13 protein-coding genes and 2 pseudogenes are annotated in these 17,230 nt (G+C 63.9%); 9 read left to right on the top strand and 6 right to left on the bottom strand.

The features are described from left to right. Positions 1 to 2 precede the first annotated feature (2 nt). Complete coding sequence (locus EV283_RS16430) at positions 3 to 1,343, top strand: S41 family peptidase (protein WP_130327178.1); 1,341 nt, start codon at positions 3 to 5, stop codon at positions 1,341 to 1,343. A gap of 203 nt (positions 1,344 to 1,546) precedes the next feature. Next, the gene (locus EV283_RS16425) at positions 1,547 to 1,879 is read left to right on the top strand and encodes a hypothetical protein (protein WP_130327176.1); all 333 of its coding nucleotides are present in this window, start codon (positions 1,547 to 1,549) and stop codon (positions 1,877 to 1,879) included. A gap of 89 nt (positions 1,880 to 1,968) precedes the next feature. Here EV283_RS16425 and EV283_RS16420 read toward each other — a convergent pair whose 3' ends face one another. Both EV283_RS16420 and EV283_RS16415 read right to left on the bottom strand, forming a co-directional pair. After that, complete coding sequence (locus tag EV283_RS16420) at positions 1,969 to 3,192, bottom strand: MFS transporter (protein WP_130327174.1); 1,224 nt, start codon at positions 3,190 to 3,192, stop codon at positions 1,969 to 1,971. Positions 3,193 to 3,203: 11 nt separating this feature from the next. Next, complete coding sequence (locus EV283_RS16415) at positions 3,204 to 4,238, bottom strand: aldo/keto reductase (protein ID WP_130327172.1); 1,035 nt, start codon at positions 4,236 to 4,238, stop codon at positions 3,204 to 3,206. Positions 4,239 to 4,325: 87 nt separating this feature from the next. Here EV283_RS16415 and EV283_RS16410 point away from each other — a divergent pair, with 87 nt between their 5' ends. Together EV283_RS16410 and EV283_RS16405 are read left to right on the top strand one after the other, a co-directional pair. Further along, positions 4,326 to 5,234 carry a LysR family transcriptional regulator gene (locus EV283_RS16410; RefSeq protein WP_130327170.1) on the top strand — a complete coding sequence of 303 codons (909 nt, stop codon included), beginning with the start codon at positions 4,326 to 4,328 and terminating at the stop codon, positions 5,232 to 5,234. A gap of 165 nt (positions 5,235 to 5,399) precedes the next feature. Continuing rightward, positions 5,400 to 6,320 carry a DUF1080 domain-containing protein gene (locus EV283_RS16405; protein ID WP_242616025.1) on the top strand — a complete coding sequence of 307 codons (921 nt, stop codon included), beginning with the start codon at positions 5,400 to 5,402 and terminating at the stop codon, positions 6,318 to 6,320. A gap of 54 nt (positions 6,321 to 6,374) precedes the next feature. Here the strand turns inward: EV283_RS16405 and EV283_RS16400 are convergent. Beyond that, positions 6,375 to 6,884: pseudogene (locus tag EV283_RS16400) on the bottom strand (alkaline phosphatase D family protein); the annotation flags it as partial. Positions 6,885 to 7,028: 144 nt separating this feature from the next. Between EV283_RS16400 and EV283_RS16395 the strand changes: the two are divergent. Beyond that, positions 7,029 to 7,370, top strand: coding sequence for a hypothetical protein (locus EV283_RS16395; RefSeq protein ID WP_130327166.1), 342 nt, complete (start codon positions 7,029 to 7,031; stop codon positions 7,368 to 7,370). Positions 7,371 to 7,654: 284 nt separating this feature from the next. Here EV283_RS16395 and mgrA read toward each other — a convergent pair. From mgrA to EV283_RS16380, 3 genes and pseudogenes are all read right to left on the bottom strand, one after another. Further along, a pseudogene (mgrA, locus tag EV283_RS16390) lies at positions 7,655 to 8,730 on the bottom strand (L-glyceraldehyde 3-phosphate reductase). 116 nt (positions 8,731 to 8,846) lie between these two features. Further along, complete coding sequence (locus EV283_RS16385) at positions 8,847 to 10,814, bottom strand: alpha/beta fold hydrolase (RefSeq protein WP_130327164.1); 1,968 nt, start codon at positions 10,812 to 10,814, stop codon at positions 8,847 to 8,849. A 70-nt stretch (positions 10,815 to 10,884) separates the two neighbouring features. Then, entirely contained in the window at positions 10,885 to 11,970 is a 1,086-nt protein-coding gene (locus EV283_RS16380; RefSeq protein WP_130327162.1) for a M48 family metalloprotease, read from the bottom strand. A 354-nt stretch (positions 11,971 to 12,324) separates the two neighbouring features. Here EV283_RS16380 and EV283_RS16375 point away from each other — a divergent pair, with 354 nt between their 5' ends. The 4 genes from EV283_RS16375 to EV283_RS16360 all read left to right on the top strand — a co-directional run bounded on the left by EV283_RS16375 (position 12,325) and on the right by EV283_RS16360 (position 17,228). Further along, positions 12,325 to 13,659 carry a chloride channel protein gene (locus tag EV283_RS16375; RefSeq protein WP_130327160.1) on the top strand — a complete coding sequence of 445 codons (1,335 nt, stop codon included), beginning with the start codon at positions 12,325 to 12,327 and terminating at the stop codon, positions 13,657 to 13,659. A 35-nt stretch (positions 13,660 to 13,694) separates the two neighbouring features. Then, positions 13,695 to 15,182, top strand: coding sequence for a DUF389 domain-containing protein (locus EV283_RS16370; RefSeq protein WP_130327158.1), 1,488 nt, complete (start codon positions 13,695 to 13,697; stop codon positions 15,180 to 15,182). Positions 15,183 to 15,197: 15 nt separating this feature from the next. Further along, positions 15,198 to 16,484, top strand: a complete 1,287-nt coding sequence (locus tag EV283_RS16365; RefSeq protein ID WP_130327156.1) for a trypsin-like peptidase domain-containing protein — start codon at positions 15,198 to 15,200, stop codon at positions 16,482 to 16,484. Positions 16,485 to 16,550: 66 nt separating this feature from the next. Beyond that, the gene (locus tag EV283_RS16360) at positions 16,551 to 17,228 is read left to right on the top strand and encodes a response regulator transcription factor (protein WP_130327154.1); all 678 of its coding nucleotides are present in this window, start codon (positions 16,551 to 16,553) and stop codon (positions 17,226 to 17,228) included. Positions 17,229 to 17,230: the final 2 nt, after the last annotated feature.

Here is a 17,230-nt window from a genome sequence, read left to right as displayed (position 1 = left end):
CGATGTCCCGCCGTCGCCATGCGCTCATGATGCTCCTCCCTTTTTTAACTTTATCCATGCCACCGTCTGCCGACGCTCAAACCTCCACGCCTTCGGCCACGCCTGCACGGACTTCGAATCTCGACGCGGCCTCTCGCACAGCGATCGTGGCGCGCTTGTCGACCGAGTTGAGCAGCAAATACATATATCCGGTTGTCGGCGAGAAGGGGGCCGCCGCGATCACCGCCGCCGCAGCCTCGGGCGCCTACGATCGGATTGTGGATCGGTCCGCGTTCGCCACGCGACTGACCGAGGACCTCCGCGGCGTCATGACCGACAAACATCTGATGGTGTTCGACACAACGAACCGGCCAGCGTCGAGCGTTGCGTCGATGCCAGCCGGCGAGGCCGGGATCGTCCGCGCTGATCGGCTGCCCGGCGGGATCGGCTATCTCCAAATCGACGGGTTCGCCAACCCCTGGGCGTTCAAACCAGCGCTCGACCGCGCGATGACGGGGTTGAAGGGCAGTCGCGCCTTGATCCTCGACATGCGCGGCAACGGTGGTGGAGATCCGGCATCGGTAAGCTACCTGGTCAGCTATCTTCTTGCTGCGGGCCAGCGGACCAAGATCAACAGCATCGTTGAGCGTAAGGCAGGGACCACTGAGTTCAGGCGCGATTCCTTCTTCAGCGAGCCGACCCCGGTCAGCTTCCCCAGTGTGCCTGCCTATGTCCTTACGAGCGGCAATACCTTTTCGGGCGGCGAGGAGCTCGCCTACGACATGCAGACGCTGAAGCTCGGCACCGTTGTCGGCGAGGTGACCGGTGGCGGAGCGAACCCCGGGGAGCGTATTTCCATTGGACACGGTGTCATGGCGTTTATCCCGACCGGTCGCGCGGAGAGCCCCGTTACCGGATCGAACTGGGAAGGACGTGGTGTGCAGCCCGATCTCAAAGTCCCCGCCGCGAATGCGCTCGCCACGACGCTACGCCGCCTCGGCCAAGTGCCCGCTGCCGCTACGATCGAAGCGGCGTCCCCCGTCTCAGTCTTCGCGCAGAGGACCGTTCCGCTCAAGGGCGGAGAGGCGATGCTGCGCCGCCTCTTTGCCGGCCGTACCGCGCCTGAGGCTGATTACACGTTGATGAAAACGGACGCCTCAGAGGCAGGCCGCGCGGCGCTGGCGGCCACGCACCGGCGCCTGCAACCGCTCGGGGTTCCGCAGGCCATCCGCTTTCGACGGCCTAATGGGTTCGGGTTTGACGAGTTTACGCTCGTCTACCCCGATCGCACCCTTCTCGTGGGGATCATGCTCGACTCAGACGGCAAGTTTATTGACCTCATCGGTCCTGATCCCAGCATGTAAGTTTCGCGCTGGGCCTTTTCTCAAAAGGGAAGCGATGATTGGGATGGAGGGGTGGATTGCGACCGCCATAGATCACTGCTTTTCCCCCGCCAGCCATGTTGTTGTCCAAATAATGTGAAAATTGAACCGGCACGGTCGCCATCGGAACAGCCGATAAGTATTGCCGTGGCAGGAGATGAGGCTGTGCTCGTACGGAATGCTTCATGATAATGGCCGCAGCTTTGGCTGCCTTTTTTGCGGCGTCTGGTGCTCAGACTACCATCACGCCGCGGATGGCCGAATTTGATCTTGAGAAGGTCCATCATAAAGAAGCGACATGCGCAGACCGCAGCCCGGCCGATGAAATCATCGTTTGCGCTCCCAAGAACATGAACATCTGGATTTCTGACGCGGATAAGGCAAAATTTACACCGAAGCCGCTACGCGGTGAGTTCACCGGGCCGCTTAACGCAGAAACGAAGCTCCATGTCATTCAAAGCCAAAACCCTGCAGTTGTAACACCCGCTGCGGTGGTAACCCTTAAGTGGCGCTTCTAGTCCTCTTGCCCCCCGCTTTTACGTGAACGAACGACCGGTTTCAGTGCACTGGGAAGAGGCCGTCAGTGTCCGCTTGTGGGTCATTTGAACTATGGACGGAGGCGAGCGGCTTGGGCTGCGGGTAAACTTTTTTGGTCGCCGCTATTTCGATCATGGGCGGCGGGGGATGCCCTTCCTGCGCGCACACTCCCGATTACCACAACCAAGCCGAGCACCGAGGCGCCGGCACCAGCTAACGCCACTGCGGGGTAGCCAAGACCGGCGGCAATGACGCCGCCGCCCACCGCTGCGCCGATCGCATTGCCGAGATTGAACGCGCCGATATTCATTGCCGAAGCAAGATTGGGCGCATCGGCGGCCGCGTGCATGACACGAACCTGAAGCGGCGGGACCAAGGCGAAGCTGGCAACGCCCCACAGGAAGATCAGTATGGCGGTCGGCCCCTTGAAGGGCATCAGCATCGCGAAGGCTATCAGGATCAGCGCGAGCGAGCCCAGCGTGACGATCAGCGTGCGGTCGACCGAACGATCGGCGAAGCGCCCGCCGAGCCAATTGCCGACCGTCAGCCCGACACCATAGGTGACCAGCATCGCGGTGACGAAGCCAAGCGAGGCATGCGTCACGTCGCGCAGGATCGGTGTAATGTACGTGAACACGGTGAACATCGCACTCGCCCCAACGGCGGTCAGGCCGAGCGCGCCGAGCACCGGGCCACGCGTGAGGACGCGGAGTTCGGCCATCGCGTTGCTATCGGACGGTGCCGGCAGTGCGGGAAGCGTCAGCCTGAGCGCTGCCATCGTGACGACGCCCAGCGCGGAGACGCCCCAGAAGGACGAGCGCCAGCCGAGATGTTCGCCCGCCCATGTCGCAAGCGGCACCCCGACGACATTTGCGATCGTCAGGCCCATGAACATCGCCGCCACTGCGCCTGCGCGCCGCTCGGCCGGCACAAGGCTGGCTGCGACGACCGAGCCGACCCCGAAAAAGGCGCCATGGTTGAACGAGGTTAGGAGTCGGGCCGCCAGGAGCATGCCGTAGCTGCCCGAAAGCGCTGCCAAGACATTACCCGCCGTGAATATACCAGTCAGCGCGATCAGCAGCGTCCGCCGCGGGACGCGCCCCGTCGTCAGTGTCATCAACGGGGCGCCGATCACGACGCCGAGCGCGTAGGCGCTGATGAGCAGTCCGGCGCTCGGGATCGATACGCCGAGGTCGCCGGCAATGACGGGCAGCAGCCCCATCGGCGCGAACTCGGTTACCCCGATGCCGAACGCACCGACCGCAAGCGCCAGCAAGCCTGGATTGAGCTTCATCGTTCGCCTCCTCAGACCAGTGGCGGGTTCAGGCGGGCAAAGCCCTCCTGCTGGTGATACGGGGTATGGGGGTAGGGCGGCAGTACGGCGCTGGCCGCATCGAGCACCGCGACCTGATCGGGCGACAATGCCCATCCGACCGCACCCAGATTGTCGCGCAACTGCGCTTCGTTACGCGCGCCGATGATGACGGACGCGACGGTCGGGCGGCGGAGCAGCCAGTTAATCGCGACCTGCGGCACGCTCTTGTCCGTCTCGGCGGCGACGGCTTCCAGCGCGTCGATCACGCGGTAGAGATGCTCGGACTCGACCGGTGGCGCGAACTGCTCGGTATCGTGCAGCCGACTGCCTTCCGGGATCGGCCGGTCGCGTCCGATCCTGCCGGTCAGCCTGCCCCAGCCGAGCGGGCTCCATACCAGCGCGCCGACACCCTGGTCCGCCCCGAGCGGCATCAGGTCGGCCTCGTAAGCGCGGCCGATCAGCGAATAGTAGACCTGATGCGCGACGAGACGCGGCCAGCCGTTGCGCTCGGCCATGCCTTGCGCCTTCATCAACTGCCAGCCCGGATAGTTGGACACTCCTGCGTAGCGCACCTTGCCCGCGGCGATCAGGCTGTCGAGCGTGCCCATCACCTCCTCGGCCGGTGTAAAGGCATCGAACGCGTGGAGCTGCAGCAGATCGATATGATCGGTCCCGAGCCGGCGGAGCGATTCCTCGACGGCGCGGATGAGCCGCCCGCGCGACGCGCCCCAGTCCTGCGGCCCGTCGCCCATCGGCAAGCCCGTCTTGGTCGAGATCAGCACCGCATCGCGCCGTCCCTTTATCGCGGCGCCCAACACTGTCTCGGATGCGCCGTTGGAATAGACGTCGGCCGTGTCGAACATCGTCACACCGGCCTCGAGGCAGATATCGACCAGCCGTCGCGCTTCGGCCTCGTCGCTCTGGCCCCAGGCGCCGAACAGCGGCCCCGTGCCGCCGAAGGTTCCGGTGCCGAAGCTCAACGCCGGTACGCGCAGGCCCGATGATCCCAATTGTCGATAGTCCATGCGCATTTCCCTAACTGCGGCGTTGGCGCATAGATGGCCGATATTGCCGCGCCGGATAAGGTGACGGCACCGCGAAGGACTTTTGATATGGACGCAAAGGCGGGCATGGGCGCCGATCGTGCGCGAGCGCTGGAGGTTTTCGCGGCGGTGATGCGTGAGGGCAGTTTTTCCGCGGCCGGGCGGACGCTTGGCCTGACACCGTCCGCTGTCGCGCGGTCGATCGATCGGATCGAGGCGCGGCTTGGCGTGCGCCTCCTGTTGCGATCGACCAGGGCGCTGACGCCGACGGCGGAGGGACAAGCCTATCTCCAGACCGCGCGGCGCATCCTCGCAGACCTCGACGATGCCGAACAGCAGCTCGCCGACCAGGGGGCCCCCCGCGGCCGGTTGCGGATCAGCACCGCGCTATCGCATGGGAGGCTCTGTATCGTGCCGCTGCTCGGTGAATTCGCCGCGCTATACCCCCACATTCTGGTCGATTTCGCGCTGAGTGATGGCATCGTCGATATCGCCGCCGGACAGGGGGACGTCGCGGTCCGGTTTGGCGCGCTTGCCGACAGCCTGCTGACCGCGCGCAAACTCGGTGAAAGCGGCCGGGTGATCGTTGCGGCACCGGACTATCTGGCACGGTACGGGACACCGGTCGTGCCTGAAGACCTTTTCGCGCACAACTGCCTCAACTTCAACTTCCGCCGGGCCGAGCCGATTTGGCCGTTCCGCCGGGATGGCGAGGACATCGTGCTGTCGGTGAAAGGAAATATCGAGGCCAATAATGGCGAGACGCTCGGCCAACTCGCGGCTGCCGGCGTGGGCGTGGCGCGTGTCGGCGCATTCAGTGTCGTCGACGACATCGCGGCCGGCCGATTGATACCCATCCTCGAAGACTTTAACCCCGGTGACGTCGAACTCATTCACGCGGTCTTCGTCGGTGGCAGCCAAACCCCCGCGCGCGTTCGCGTGTTCGTCGATTTCCTGTCCGAGCGCCTCGCCGATTGATCGCTAGGCGCGCCAGCGTAGAAATTTTCGAGCTACGTCAGACTGGCCCGACTTTCGGTGAAGGGCCGACGTTCAACTCGTATCGATACAGCGCTACACGAATAGAGTAATCGCTGGTCGGACGAAGGTTGAGGGGGAATGTTTATGTGGGTTGATCGAGCATTGGTGGCACTTCTGGTGCTGTCCGCCCCCGCGACCGCGCAAACGTCCAAGGACAGGGCACGCGCCATTACGGGCGAACCGGCAAAGGCAGCGCAGCGGCTGACGCTGACGGACATACCCGTGCCGACCAGCAAGCCGACCGCCTTGTTCGACGGGCGTACCCTGGAGGGTTGGGCGCCTTGGCTCGGTTATGCCGACCCCTCGACCACGTACCAATCGAAGCCGGGCACGCCGCCAGTCGGTACCAGCCGAGACACCAGCGGCGACTTCGCCGTGCGCGCCGTGGACGGTGCCCCCGCGATCTGGGTGAAGGGCGAGACCTGGGGCAGCCTCGTCAACACTGCCGACCTTGGCGACTATCACCTGCGGCTGCAGTTCAAATGGGGGGCGAAGACTTGGGCGCCGCGCGCGACGCTGCCGCGCAACAACGGGCTGCTCTATCACACCCACGGCACCGCCGGCGAAGTCTTCGGGACCTGGCGTCCATCGGTCGAGTTCGAGATCATGACCGGATCGACCGGCATGATCGTCGCGGTGGGCGGCAAGGTGCGCGGGCGCACCGGCGTGACGTTCGATCCTTCGTTGGCCGAACCGCATCTTCGCTTCCGCGCCGGCGGCCGCGAAATCGACATCGTCAACGGTACCCCGACCTGGAACGTCGAGGCGGCGACCGATGCCGAGCGTCCGATCGGGGCGTGGAACACGCTCGACCTGTATGTCGTCGGCGACCGCGCGGTGCATGTCGTCAACGGCGTACCGGTCGCCGAAGTGCACGACCTGGCGACGATCGCGCCCGACGGCACCCGGCGGCCGCTGACGCATGGCCAGATTCAGCTGCAATCCGAAGGCGCGGAGACGTGGTTCCGGGCAATCACGGTCGAACCGATCACGTCACTCCCGAAGATCGTCGTAGCGCGACGATAAACGTCCGGGTTCGCCGTGACGTCATCACGCTCGCTGCAAGCCCGGCTTGCCGCGCTAGGCGACGAAGCTGGCGTGGGTCGACAGCGTTCCGTTCCGCGTTGCGATCGTGTCCAGCACCTTCAGGTCGCCGCGCCACAGGTAGCGCCCGACGTCGCACAGAACATAGCCACGGCGGTCCGTCAGGGCCTTGAGATTCGGGTTCTCGGCGCGCAACGAGCGTGTGTAGTCGTCGTCCTCGCCGACGCCGTCCGCGCCTGAACTGATCGAGGTTGCGAGATATTCGCTGCTGATGATCTTCCCGTTGCCGTGATCCTGGATCAGGTCGCCGCCGCCATAATGACGATGCGCGTCGCCGCTGACGGTCATGACGTTGCCTTGGCATTGCGTGTCGATATGCGCGAGCAGGCGGCGACGGCTGTTCATATAGCCCGACCATGGATCCATCGACCCCAGTTGCTCGGGCTGTCCTGCCTCGTGATAGCCGAGGTTCATCAGGCAGACCTGCTGCGCGATCAGGTTCCAGCGCGCCTTCGACCGATCGAGCCCCTTGAACAGCCAGGCCTCCTGCGCCGCGCCGGCTGGACAACCACTTCGACCGACCGCTTAAACCCAAGACCAGCGCTGCCGCGGAATCCGCGAATGACCGGCGGAAGTTGGGAGGTTTTTGCCCAGTCGTGCGTTGACGACCGTGCAACCACGGAGATAATCATGACCGACAAGAACACGCCCGAGCCTGTCGACAACGTCAGCCTCAAATCGGGCGACGCTGATCGAACCGCTGACGGTTTTGGCAAGGGCAAGGGCTACTCCGGCGATGAGTACGACAGCGCTGACCATGCAGCGGAGCGCCATTTGCAGAACCGTGACGGTGCCCACGACGCTGGCACCGACGAAGCTGCCGACGGTCGCGACATCCCGCCGGAAGCCGGCAAGCGCGCCTACATCGATAATAAAACCGGCGAGGTCCACGGAAGCGGATCGGGGGCTGGCGGTGGCAATGCGGGCGAGGACATTGACCTCGATACGTCCCGGAGCGGCACCGAAGAATGATTAGGTAGGGGGGCATGCGGCGGACACGCGTGCTCCTCCAGCCTCCATACATCGGCCGGCGGACCGGGTATGGCCATCCGCCGGTAGCTTTTGGCGGTTTGTCCGCTGGCTTCCCGCGCTTCGTCCTGTGACGCTACTTTGTTCGCAACCGAGCCTTGATCCAAGATACCGGTTCGGTTCGCCTCGTCCCGCCGAGAGCTGCTGTTTAGCCGATCAAGGAATGGACGATACGGGATGCGGAATCGGGTGGTGGATGACTACAATCGGGTAGTGAGCGCTACCGTTCAGTCCGGTACCCCTTGCGGTGCTGGAAGAGCAGTAATGTCAGACGATCCCGACCAGAGATTGACGCCACCGTCGTCGGCGGCCTTATCGATGGCAGCGAGTTCCTCGGCGGAGAAACCGAGCATTTTGATCGCGTCCAGGGAGTCGTAGAGCTGTCCTACGGTGCGTGCGCCGATCAGCGCCGACGTGACCCGCGAGTCACGCAAAACCCACGCGATCGCCATTTGAGCGAGCGTCTGTCCGCGCTCACCTGCGATATCGTTCAAGGTGCGAATGGCGCCGAGGTTCTGATCCGTGAGCAAGGCCTGCGAGAGCGACCCGTCACGGGTGGCTCGCGCATCCTGCGGGACGCCCTTGAGGTATTTGTTCGTCAGCATGCCCTGCGCCAACGGTGAGAAGGCAATGCAGCCGATCCCCAGATCCGCCAGCGTCACTAGCAGGCCCTGCTCGATCCACCGGTTTAGGATCGAATAGCTGGGCTGGTGGATGAACAGCGGCACCTTTTCCTCGGCCAGGATCTCAGCCGCTCGACGAGTAAGCCCCGGCTCGTAGGAGGAGATGCCCACATAGTATGCTTTGCCCTGTCGATGGAGTTGCACCAGCGCGCCCATCGTTTCCTCGAGCGGGGTCGCGGCATCCACCCGGTGCGAATAGAAGATGTCGACATAGTCGCGGTTCATCCGCTTGAGGCTCTGATCGCAGCTCGCAATCAAGTACTTTTTGAATGAGCCGACATCACCGTACGGCCCGGGCCACATGTCCCAGCCCTCCTTGGTAGAGATAATGAGTTCGTCGCGGTCGGCAGCGAAATCAGAGTTGAGGACGCGCCCGAAATTCTCTCCCGCCGACCCATATGGCGGCCCGTAGTTGATAGCGAGATCGAAGTGAGTCACGCCACGATTGAAGGCTTGACGCAGGATAGCTCGCCCCGTTTCGAACACGTCGTGTCCGCCGAAATTCTGCCATAGCCCCAGGCTGATTGCCGGCAGCCTCAGTCCGCTACGGCCTGTCCGTCGATAGGCATTCCGCTTTCATACCGCTGCGGGGAAGCGACGTAGGGACGGGAAAACCACATTGGAGCTTCCTTGTTAACGTCTTCAACGCGCAACGCGCAAACCCTTCCAATGCACGGTGCCGCCCCCTTGCCGAACTGCCCCAATGGAGTTCGGCAAAGAGGCTGCGAAAAGGTGCCTAACTCAGCCAGTCGAAAGCACGCTTCAATTGCGCCGCACCATTGCTTTCGAACGGTCGACCGTGAGCGAAGATCACCCGGTCAGGCTCGAGCGCCACGATTGTTTGCACAGCCCTTTTAGCATCCGCGCCGCCTAGTCGTACTGGTAGCCGCAGATAACGTGCGGTCGTGCCGTCGGTGGCAGCGGATGCCTGCATCAATAGTCGCGCGATAGGCGGCAGCTTGCCAGGATCGAGGTTCTCGATCAGGTCGACGAGCAAGAGCGTTTTGCTCTGCCGGTGGAAGAACCAGACCTCGTTAAAGCCAGCACCTCCTGGCACGATGCCCTGATCAAGTGTGTCTGCCCATTCGGCTGGAGCAGTCTCACCCAGTTCTGCATCGAACCGCACCGTCGATGCGCGAACCTGTGCCCGATCTTGTAGCCCGGGCGCTGCCCATGTGGTTGCCTCAGGGTAGGCCCGTTGCCAGTCGGCAAGGAACGTCCAGTGCGCGATGTTGGGTGCGACCAGATGCCGCACTCGTCCAAGTGCCTCGACGGCCTTGGCCACCTCGGCTGAAAAGGGCGTTGGCGAGTGAAGCAACAGATCCCCGCTATTAAGCCGAACGATCGTCATGCGCACAGGTAATGCAAGGCCCATCGCGTTTATCGGTCCGCTATCGACGATCCAAACACCGTCGGCGATAGGTTTTGGGACATCCAGTGGCGGGTAGGTGGCCCGGTCTCGGGTTCCTGTATGCTCTGGACGTCGATTACCGTCTATCAGCGTCCAGAGGCCTATGGCAGCGACACTGACGAAACCAGCCACACCGATCAACCGACGTCGTCGGCGGACTTTCGAAGAAGCCTGAGTTGCAAAGAAGCGTCGCATATCGGCGAGCAGGAGTTCTGGTTGTTCTAGCGCCGCAAAATGGCCGCCTGCCTCCATCTCGTTCCAGTGGACGATGTTGTAGGTCTTGCGAGCATGCGAACGCGGGGGGGGCGGAAAGACCGGATCGGGAAAGGCCGCAACGCCGGTCGGCACCTTGATGCGACTGCCGGGCGGAAATTGACCCGACCCCTCCAACACGCGGCCGCGGTACATCCAGGTCGATGTGATGAATGACCCCTCGACGAGGTAGAGCATGATGTTGGTGAGGAGCGTATCCTCGTTGAAAGCCTGCCAAAGATCGGGGCGGCCCTGTTTGTCGCGCGGCACGTCTGCCCATGCACCGAACTTCTCCAGGATCCAGGCGGCAACGCCGACGGGGCTGTCCGCCATGGCGATACCCAGCGTCTGCGGACGTGTGCCCTGCTCTTGCGAGTACCCGGTTTCCTCCTTGGCCAGTGTCGCGCGTCGTGCTGCCCAGGCAAGTTCGTCGGGCGTCTTTGGCGATACGTCTGCAGCTTGGAGGAGAACCATGTTGAGGTGCAGGGCGTCGATGGCTTCAGGGTGATCATACGCCATCCAGCCTCCGATTGCGGCTCCCCAGTCGCCACCTTGCACCAGATAGCCAGCATCACCGAACAGTTCCGTCATCAGGCCATGCATAATCTTGCCAGTTTGGCGCGGTCCAATCGGTGCGGCGGGGCGCCCGGAGAAGGCGTAACCCGGAAGCGAGGGCAACACGACGTCATAGCCGTCGGCGACTAACGGTGCGATTAGCGCTTCGAATTCGATGAACGAGCCCGGCCAGCCGTGCAGCAGAAGCAACGGGGCGCGCGAACCATCACCCCGTGCATGAATGAAATGGAGCTTTTGGCCCAGCACCTCGGTCGTGAAGTGGGGTAGAGCATTCAGGCGACGTTCCTGTGCGCGCCAGTCAAACCGCGTGCGCCAATAGTCCACGAGACGCTTGAGGTCTGCAACGCCGACACCTGATTCCCAGCCTCCGGCGTCCGGCAGTTCGCCCCAATCGAATGATGCGACTTTGGCATTGATGAGGGCGAGCCTCTCGTCGGGTACTGCAATCGTAAAGGGGTCTGCCATCTTGTGTCCTAGCGTTCCAAGGGGAGGCGCCCCTTCTCTAGGCATAGTAACGCACTGGCGTACGTCGCGTTCACATCCGCGGGCAGCGTCCCTGACATGCCCAAGTGTTGCACGTCATCCACGGTCGCAGTTTCGCCGACTGTCGTATTCGCGGTTGTGTGGCGACCAACAGCTTTACGAGCGTCCCGGGCTTCACCGGTTCGTCAGCCGGGAGGCCATTGACGATAACAAAGCGTTGGCGGTTGCTGGCGGCTACTGCCATGCGCTGGCTCAACGTACCGATCGCGTCCTTTGCGCCAGCAGTGACGATCCGAAGGACCTTGCGACCCTCTTTGCCGTCAGCATAAGGCAGGCCATCGAGCATACGGAGGAACGCCGTATTCTGGGCGATTGCCAGCTCAGGCCCGCCGGTGGCCGTCGCGAGTGCCGCTGCGCGTTGTAAACGATCGGCTCCATTTGGATGCGTTGATGCCCATATCGGCGCAGACCATGCGGAGCCGCTGGCCTGCGCCATCAGCCCAGTCGATCCATCGAGCGCCGCTAGGATGTCGGCCGAGGCATGGGGCGAGTAGCTCACAGCGAGAATTGAGCGGACGCCAAGCGCCGCGGCCTGATATTCCTGATGGCGTCCGTATTTCACGGTGTATAGCTGCGCACCAGGGCCGGCGATCCGGGTCGAGAGATGGCTTTTCGCAGCAAGGCTGACGCCGCGAGCAAGCAGGCCACCGATCGTCGCACGCGTGTTGCGCGAGGCGGCGTGGCGAGCGGCCACATGGTCTACCTGATGACCCATCACGGAGGCGAGTTCTACCTCCGAGGTCATTAGTGCGAGCTGCTGACGGGTGACGTAGATGTACCCGCGTTCGGTGGCCAAGGCGTTCTCGACCTGGGAGTCTAGCAGAGTAACGGTAAAGTCGCTGCCCGCATTCGAGAGGCCAGACTGGACTGCGACACGCTTGCCGCCGCGTTCAACAAATGTCGCCTGCAACCCCTTATACGCGCCGCCGAACTCCACGAGCAGTTGCGGATGAACCTGATTGCCCTGCGCTTTGTCGGGCGCTGAAATCAAGCGAACCGTGTTCTGGGCGGTGACAGGGGCAACGGGTGCGAGCAGGAATTCACCGGCTAGTAGTACGGCAAGGTGACGGCGGATCATGAAGCCCTCCCGGTAACAAAGGTCTATGGCGCCCCTTACACCGTCGTTCCGTGTAAACATCGATGCCGCTTTTCATTGATTTACCGATCGTCCCGCTAGGTGCCAGCACCGGCTCTCGAAGAAAACTTAGGCTACTGCCTGCCATTCCATCGGCGCCGAGATTCAGCGCTACAGCTGACTTCGTCAATTCAGATGCAGCAGCTGGTAAGCGGGGCAGTGTAGCCGCGGTTTCTGCGGACAGGTCCGGAGTGAGGAAGCGAGAGAAGGGGCGTGAGCGTCCAATTGCGGTTCTGAACCCCAGCTGCGCTCGGTGCCGAGGGTAGCCTAATCGGGTGCGGGACTTAAAAGGGCCGCATGGCTGGCCTCTTCAATCGCCTTTTACCGTCCAAGCGCTGGACGCCGTCGCGATATAGGGCGTTGCTTCGCGCACGCGGACCGCGATCGACGCAGTTTCGGACGCGTGGCGCGATCCTGGTCGGCGCGATCCTGATCGGGATCGTCGCGACCCTGTTTGCCGAGGCGGCCGATTGGGCGGGCGAAGTTTTCGCTTGGTTTGCCGCGACCTGGCACTGGATGCCACTGATCACGACGCCGTTGACCTTCATGGGGCTGGTCTGGCTGACCCGTCGCTATGCACCGCTCGCACGGGGATCCGGTATTCCGCAGGTAATCGCGGCGCAGGCCAATCCGAACGACGCCATCAGAACGCTCATCTCGATCCGGACCGTGGCGGCCAAGGCGGTGCTGACGATCGGCGCGGTGCTGGGTGGCGCATCGGTCGGTCGGGAAGGGCCGACCGTCCAGCTGGCGGCGTCCGTCATGGGATTCACGCACCGTCTTGTCCGCGTGCCCTTGCGGGGCGGGGTCGTCATCGCTGGTGGTGCTGCGGGTGTGGCGGCGGCGTTCAACACACCGCTCGCCGGGCTGCTGTTCGCGATCGAAGAGCTCGCATCCGCCTATGAGCAGAGGGTGACTCTGCTCGTCCTGGCCGCGATCGTCATCGCGGGGATGGTCGCGCAGTCGGTGCAGGGCGACTATATTTATTTCGGTGCGATCGGTGCGCATATGCCGTTGCTGTCCGCGTTGCTCGTCGCGCCGGTAGCAGGGATCGCGGGTGGCATGACCGGCGGGCTGTTCTCGCGCATCCTCCTGGCGATGGCGGTCAGCCGCACTCGCGTGACGGGATGGACGCGCGCGCATCCCGTCGCGTTCGCCGGTATCTGCGGGGGTGTCGTCGCGATGCTCGGCGTCGTGACCGGGCTGACATGGGGGACCGGCTATGCGCCGGCGCGCGCGATGATCGTCGGCGTGGACGCGCCGCTCTGGTTCGGGCCCGCCAAGCTGGTCGCCACCGCCGCGACGGCGATCGCGGGCCTGCCGGGCGGGATCTTTGCGCCGTCGCTCGCGGTTGGCGCCGGCGTCGGCAACCTGCTGCGGGAGATCTTCCCTGGCGAGCCTGCCAGCGCGATCGTGATCCTGGGCATGGTCGCCTATTTCGCGGGCGTCGTCCGTGCGCCGCTGACCGCGGTCATCATCCTGTCGGAGACGACGGCGAGCCGCGGCCTCATGCTGCCGATGTTCGCGACCGCGTTCATAGCGGACGCGGCCAGCCAGTGGGTGTGCCGCGAGAAGCTGTACCATGGTCTGTCGAAGACCTTCGCCATGACGGAGACGAACCGATCCATCTAAGCCTATCAAAATTCGTTACGCTCCCCCGGGCGTGGATGGCCAAGGCTACCGAAGGCGTCGACCATGACGGCGTCCTGCGACAGATCGCCGAAGAAGCGGGGTGGTCGGGGCGCTATGCCTTCCTGATCGTCATCTCGGCCGCGATCTCTTTGCTTGGGTTGCTGATGCCGTCGGTCGCGGTGCTGATCGGCGCCATGCTGTTGTCGCCGCTGATGATGCCGATCATCGGCTTGGGCTTCGGCATCGCCACCCTCGACTTTCACGAGATACGCCGCGCCGCGACGGCGTTGATTCTGGGCGCGGCGATCGCGGTGGCGCTGTCCGTCGTGCTCATCCTGCTGTCGCCGGTACAGACTATCACCAGCGAAATCGCCGGGCGGACGCAGCCGACGCTGTTCGACCTACTCGTCGCGCTGCTGTCGGCAATCGCAGGGGGCTATGCGCTGATCCGCGGGCGCGGGGGTACGGTCGTCGGGGTCGCCATCGCGATCGCCCTCATGCCGCCGCTGGTTGTAGTCGGGTTCGGCGTTGCGACATGGAACTGGGTGGTCTTCTCGGGCGCGTTGCTGCTGTTTATGACCAACGCCATCACCATCGCCTTGACGGCGGCCCTGGTCGCACGTTGCTACGGGTTTGGCAGCCATCTCTCGCCGCACCATACCGGCTGGCAACTCGTGCTGTTCGCGGTCGCGATCGGGGTCCTGTCGATCCCGCTCGGCGCAGGGCTGCGCCGGATCGCGTTCGAGGCGGTCGCGCAGCGGCAGGTGCGCGATGCGCTGGGCGAGGATTTTCCGCCCGGCGCGCGACTGAGCCAGGTCGAGATCGACCATGGCGCGAACCCGGTCCGTGTCCGCGCGGTCATGCTGACGCCGCGGATCGAACCGGGCGCGGATCGCAAGCTCGCGGCCGACCTTCGCCGACGGCTCTCGCGACCAGTCGATGTCCATGTCGACCAGGTGCGCATTTCACCGGAAACCGGCGCTGTCGAGGCCGCACAGATCGCGCGGGCGGGCAATGGCGATGCACTGCGCACCGCGCGCGAGCGTGATCGTGCGATCGCAGACGTCGCCCTGATCGCAGGCGTTCCTCTATCGTCCGTGCAATTTGATCTAGCCGCGCGAACGATCCGCGCCGCTGCGGCGCCGCTGACCGGCCTCGGCATTGCTGGCTACCGCGATCTGGAACGACGGGCCGACACTGCGATAGCCGACTGGCACGTCGTTCTCGATCCACCGAACGACGTCGTCTTGCCGGACGTCATTATCGACTCGGGGGTTATCGACGATCAGACGCTCGGCGAAGCAAGCTGGGCATCGGCGCGGCTCGCGCGCACGCTCGCCGTATCGGGTGGGAGCTTGCGACAGCGCACGGCAACAGCAGAGGGCATCGTTGCGCGAGGGGGGCGGGCGGAACCCGGGCGTGCGGGCGGCCGCCTTCGCCTGAGGTGGTCGGTCGATACCGACCAAGCTGCGCCCGGCGCCCAAAGCGGCGGTGTAGCACCGGGCAAGCAGGCTGCCCCGTAAGATTACAGCGATGTAATGTTCGCAACAGGCGGCGCTCATCGTCCGGTCCCAAAAGGAGCACATGCTCACAGGACGAGGAGAAAGACTGTGATACTCAACCGTCGCCTGACCGTACGCCCGCTGATCGCTGCCGTCGCGCTGGGAACCACGGCACTCGTCGGTGTCGCAGGCGGGGCGATTGCCGCGGATGACGGCCGCACCAGCATCGCCGAGCGGTTCACGGCACCCGGGCCCGCTGCTGTCGCGTCGACAGGGGTGCATGCCTCGCTATCGGACATGGTCGAGGCTGTCGGACCAAGCGTCGTTCAAATCCAAGTCAAGCCCGCGTCTGTGCAGGAGCAGCAATTCGAACCGACGCAGTTCGGATCGGATGACGGCGAACTGGCCGATCGACTGGGTCAGCTGTTCGGGTTCGGCATGCAGGATCGCGGTGGGCAATCCGAGGCGCCACAACAGCAAGGCCAGCAGCGCGGATCGCTTGGCTCGGGGTTCATTGTCGATGCATCCGGGATCGTCATCACGAACAACCATGTCGTCAACGGTGCCGACCGCGTTACCGTCCAGATGTCGGACGGCCGCGAATTCTCCGGTCGCGTTCTGGGTCGTGACCCCAAAATCGATGTCGCCGTGGTCAAGATCGACGGGCAGGGTAAGTTCACCCCGATCAAATGGGGCGACAGCGACCATATCCGCGTCGGAGACAGTGTGTTTGCCGTTGGCAGCCCGTTCGGCCTTGGAAACACCGTGACATCAGGCATCGTATCCGCACGTGGGCGAGAAATCGGGGCGGGGCCTTACGACGATTTTCTGCAGGTCGATGCTGCGATCAACGCCGGCAACTCGGGTGGTCCGCTGTTCGATAGCGCGGGCCGGGTCGTCGGCGTGAACACCGCAATTTTCTCCCCGACTGGCGGCAATGTGGGCATCGGGTTTGCGATACCTGCCGCCATGGCGCGGAAGGTCGCGCTTCAGATTGCGCAAACGGGCCACGTGTCGCGCGGCAGGATTGGCGTCTCGTTGCAGGACCTGACACCGGAGATCGCCAGCGCGATGGGTTCGAACGCGACCAAGGGCGCGTTGATCGCCGCGGTCGAACAGGGCGGGGCAGCCGCGCGGTCGGGCCTGCAACGCGGCGACGTCGTTCGGCGCTTCGGATCCAGGCCGGTCGATAATGGGCGCGATCTTGCCCGCGCTGTAGCGGAGGCTCGGATTGGTTCGATCGTTCCGACACAGGTACTGCGTGATGGCCGCCAGGTCTCTCTGAACCTGCGTATCGCAGGCGAAGCGATAGGCCAGTCCTGAGCCGATGGAACCGGGGGGCGGTACACGCGTCCGCTCCCTTGGTACCTCGAAGGGAAATTTCCGGCCTTGAAGCTGCTCCTGATCGAAGACGATGCACAGACCGCAGACTTTGTTCGCCGCGGGCTGGTAGAGCTTGGCCACGTGTCCGATTACGCCGCCACCGGCATCGACGGCCTCACCGCCGCAATCGTCGGCCGATATGACGCGATCATTCTCGACCGGAACCTGCCCGAACTCGATGGACTGTCGGTGCTGAAGGCATTGCGTGCAAAAGGCGATCGGACGCCGGTACTGCTTTTGTCGGCGCTCGGGCAGGTGGATGACAGGATTGCGGGCCTTCAGGCTGGCAGTGACGATTATCTGGCCAAGCCCTTCTCGTTTGGCGAACTCGTTGCACGCCTAGAGGCGATAGTCCGTCGCCACCGCGACCCCGACACAACGCAAGGCACTCGCCAGACGGGCTCGTTGACGCTCGACCTGCTCGGCCGCACGGCCATGCGCAAGGGCCGGCGTATAGAACTGCTCAACAAGGAGTATCAACTGCTCGACTATCTGACCCGCCATGCCGGGCAGGTGGTGACGCGGACGATGCTGATCGAGGCGATCTGGGATTACAATTTCGATCCGGGGACGAACGTTGTCGACGTCCATGTCAGCCGCCTGCGCGCCAAGATCGACGGTCCAGACGATAGTCCGATGATCCGAACCGTCCGCGGCTCGGGCTATCGGCTGGATGCTGTCTGACG

The organism is Sphingomonas sp. BK036 (assembly GCF_004216825.1).
Lineage (GTDB): Bacteria > Pseudomonadota > Alphaproteobacteria > Sphingomonadales > Sphingomonadaceae > Sphingomonas.
The sequence above is the reverse complement of the archived record's forward strand: the minus strand, read 5'-3'. Positions and strand labels throughout refer to the sequence as shown.

What these genes read in the sequence shown, in the direction of transcription:
- EV283_RS16420 (WP_130327174.1), bottom strand. Translation starts at nt 3,192, where the DNA reads ATGAAGCTCAATCCAGGCTTGCTGGCGCTTGCGGTCGGTGCGTTCGGC.
- EV283_RS16430 (WP_130327178.1), top strand. Translation starts at nt 3, where the DNA reads ATGTCCCGCCGTCGCCATGCGCTCATGATGCTCCTCCCTTTTTTAACT.
- EV283_RS16370 (WP_130327158.1), top strand. Translation starts at nt 13,695, where the DNA reads ATGGCCAAGGCTACCGAAGGCGTCGACCATGACGGCGTCCTGCGACAG.
- EV283_RS16375 (WP_130327160.1), top strand. Translation starts at nt 12,325, where the DNA reads ATGGCTGGCCTCTTCAATCGCCTTTTACCGTCCAAGCGCTGGACGCCG.
- EV283_RS16410 (WP_130327170.1), top strand. Translation starts at nt 4,326, where the DNA reads ATGGACGCAAAGGCGGGCATGGGCGCCGATCGTGCGCGAGCGCTGGAG.
- EV283_RS16385 (WP_130327164.1), bottom strand. Translation starts at nt 10,814, where the DNA reads ATGGCAGACCCCTTTACGATTGCAGTACCCGACGAGAGGCTCGCCCTC.
- EV283_RS16380 (WP_130327162.1), bottom strand. Translation starts at nt 11,970, where the DNA reads ATGATCCGCCGTCACCTTGCCGTACTACTAGCCGGTGAATTCCTGCTC.
- EV283_RS16365 (WP_130327156.1), top strand. Translation starts at nt 15,198, where the DNA reads ATGTTCGCAACAGGCGGCGCTCATCGTCCGGTCCCAAAAGGAGCACAT.
- EV283_RS16395 (WP_130327166.1), top strand. Translation starts at nt 7,029, where the DNA reads ATGACCGACAAGAACACGCCCGAGCCTGTCGACAACGTCAGCCTCAAA.
- EV283_RS16415 (WP_130327172.1), bottom strand. Translation starts at nt 4,238, where the DNA reads ATGGACTATCGACAATTGGGATCATCGGGCCTGCGCGTACCGGCGTTG.
- EV283_RS16425 (WP_130327176.1), top strand. Translation starts at nt 1,547, where the DNA reads ATGATAATGGCCGCAGCTTTGGCTGCCTTTTTTGCGGCGTCTGGTGCT.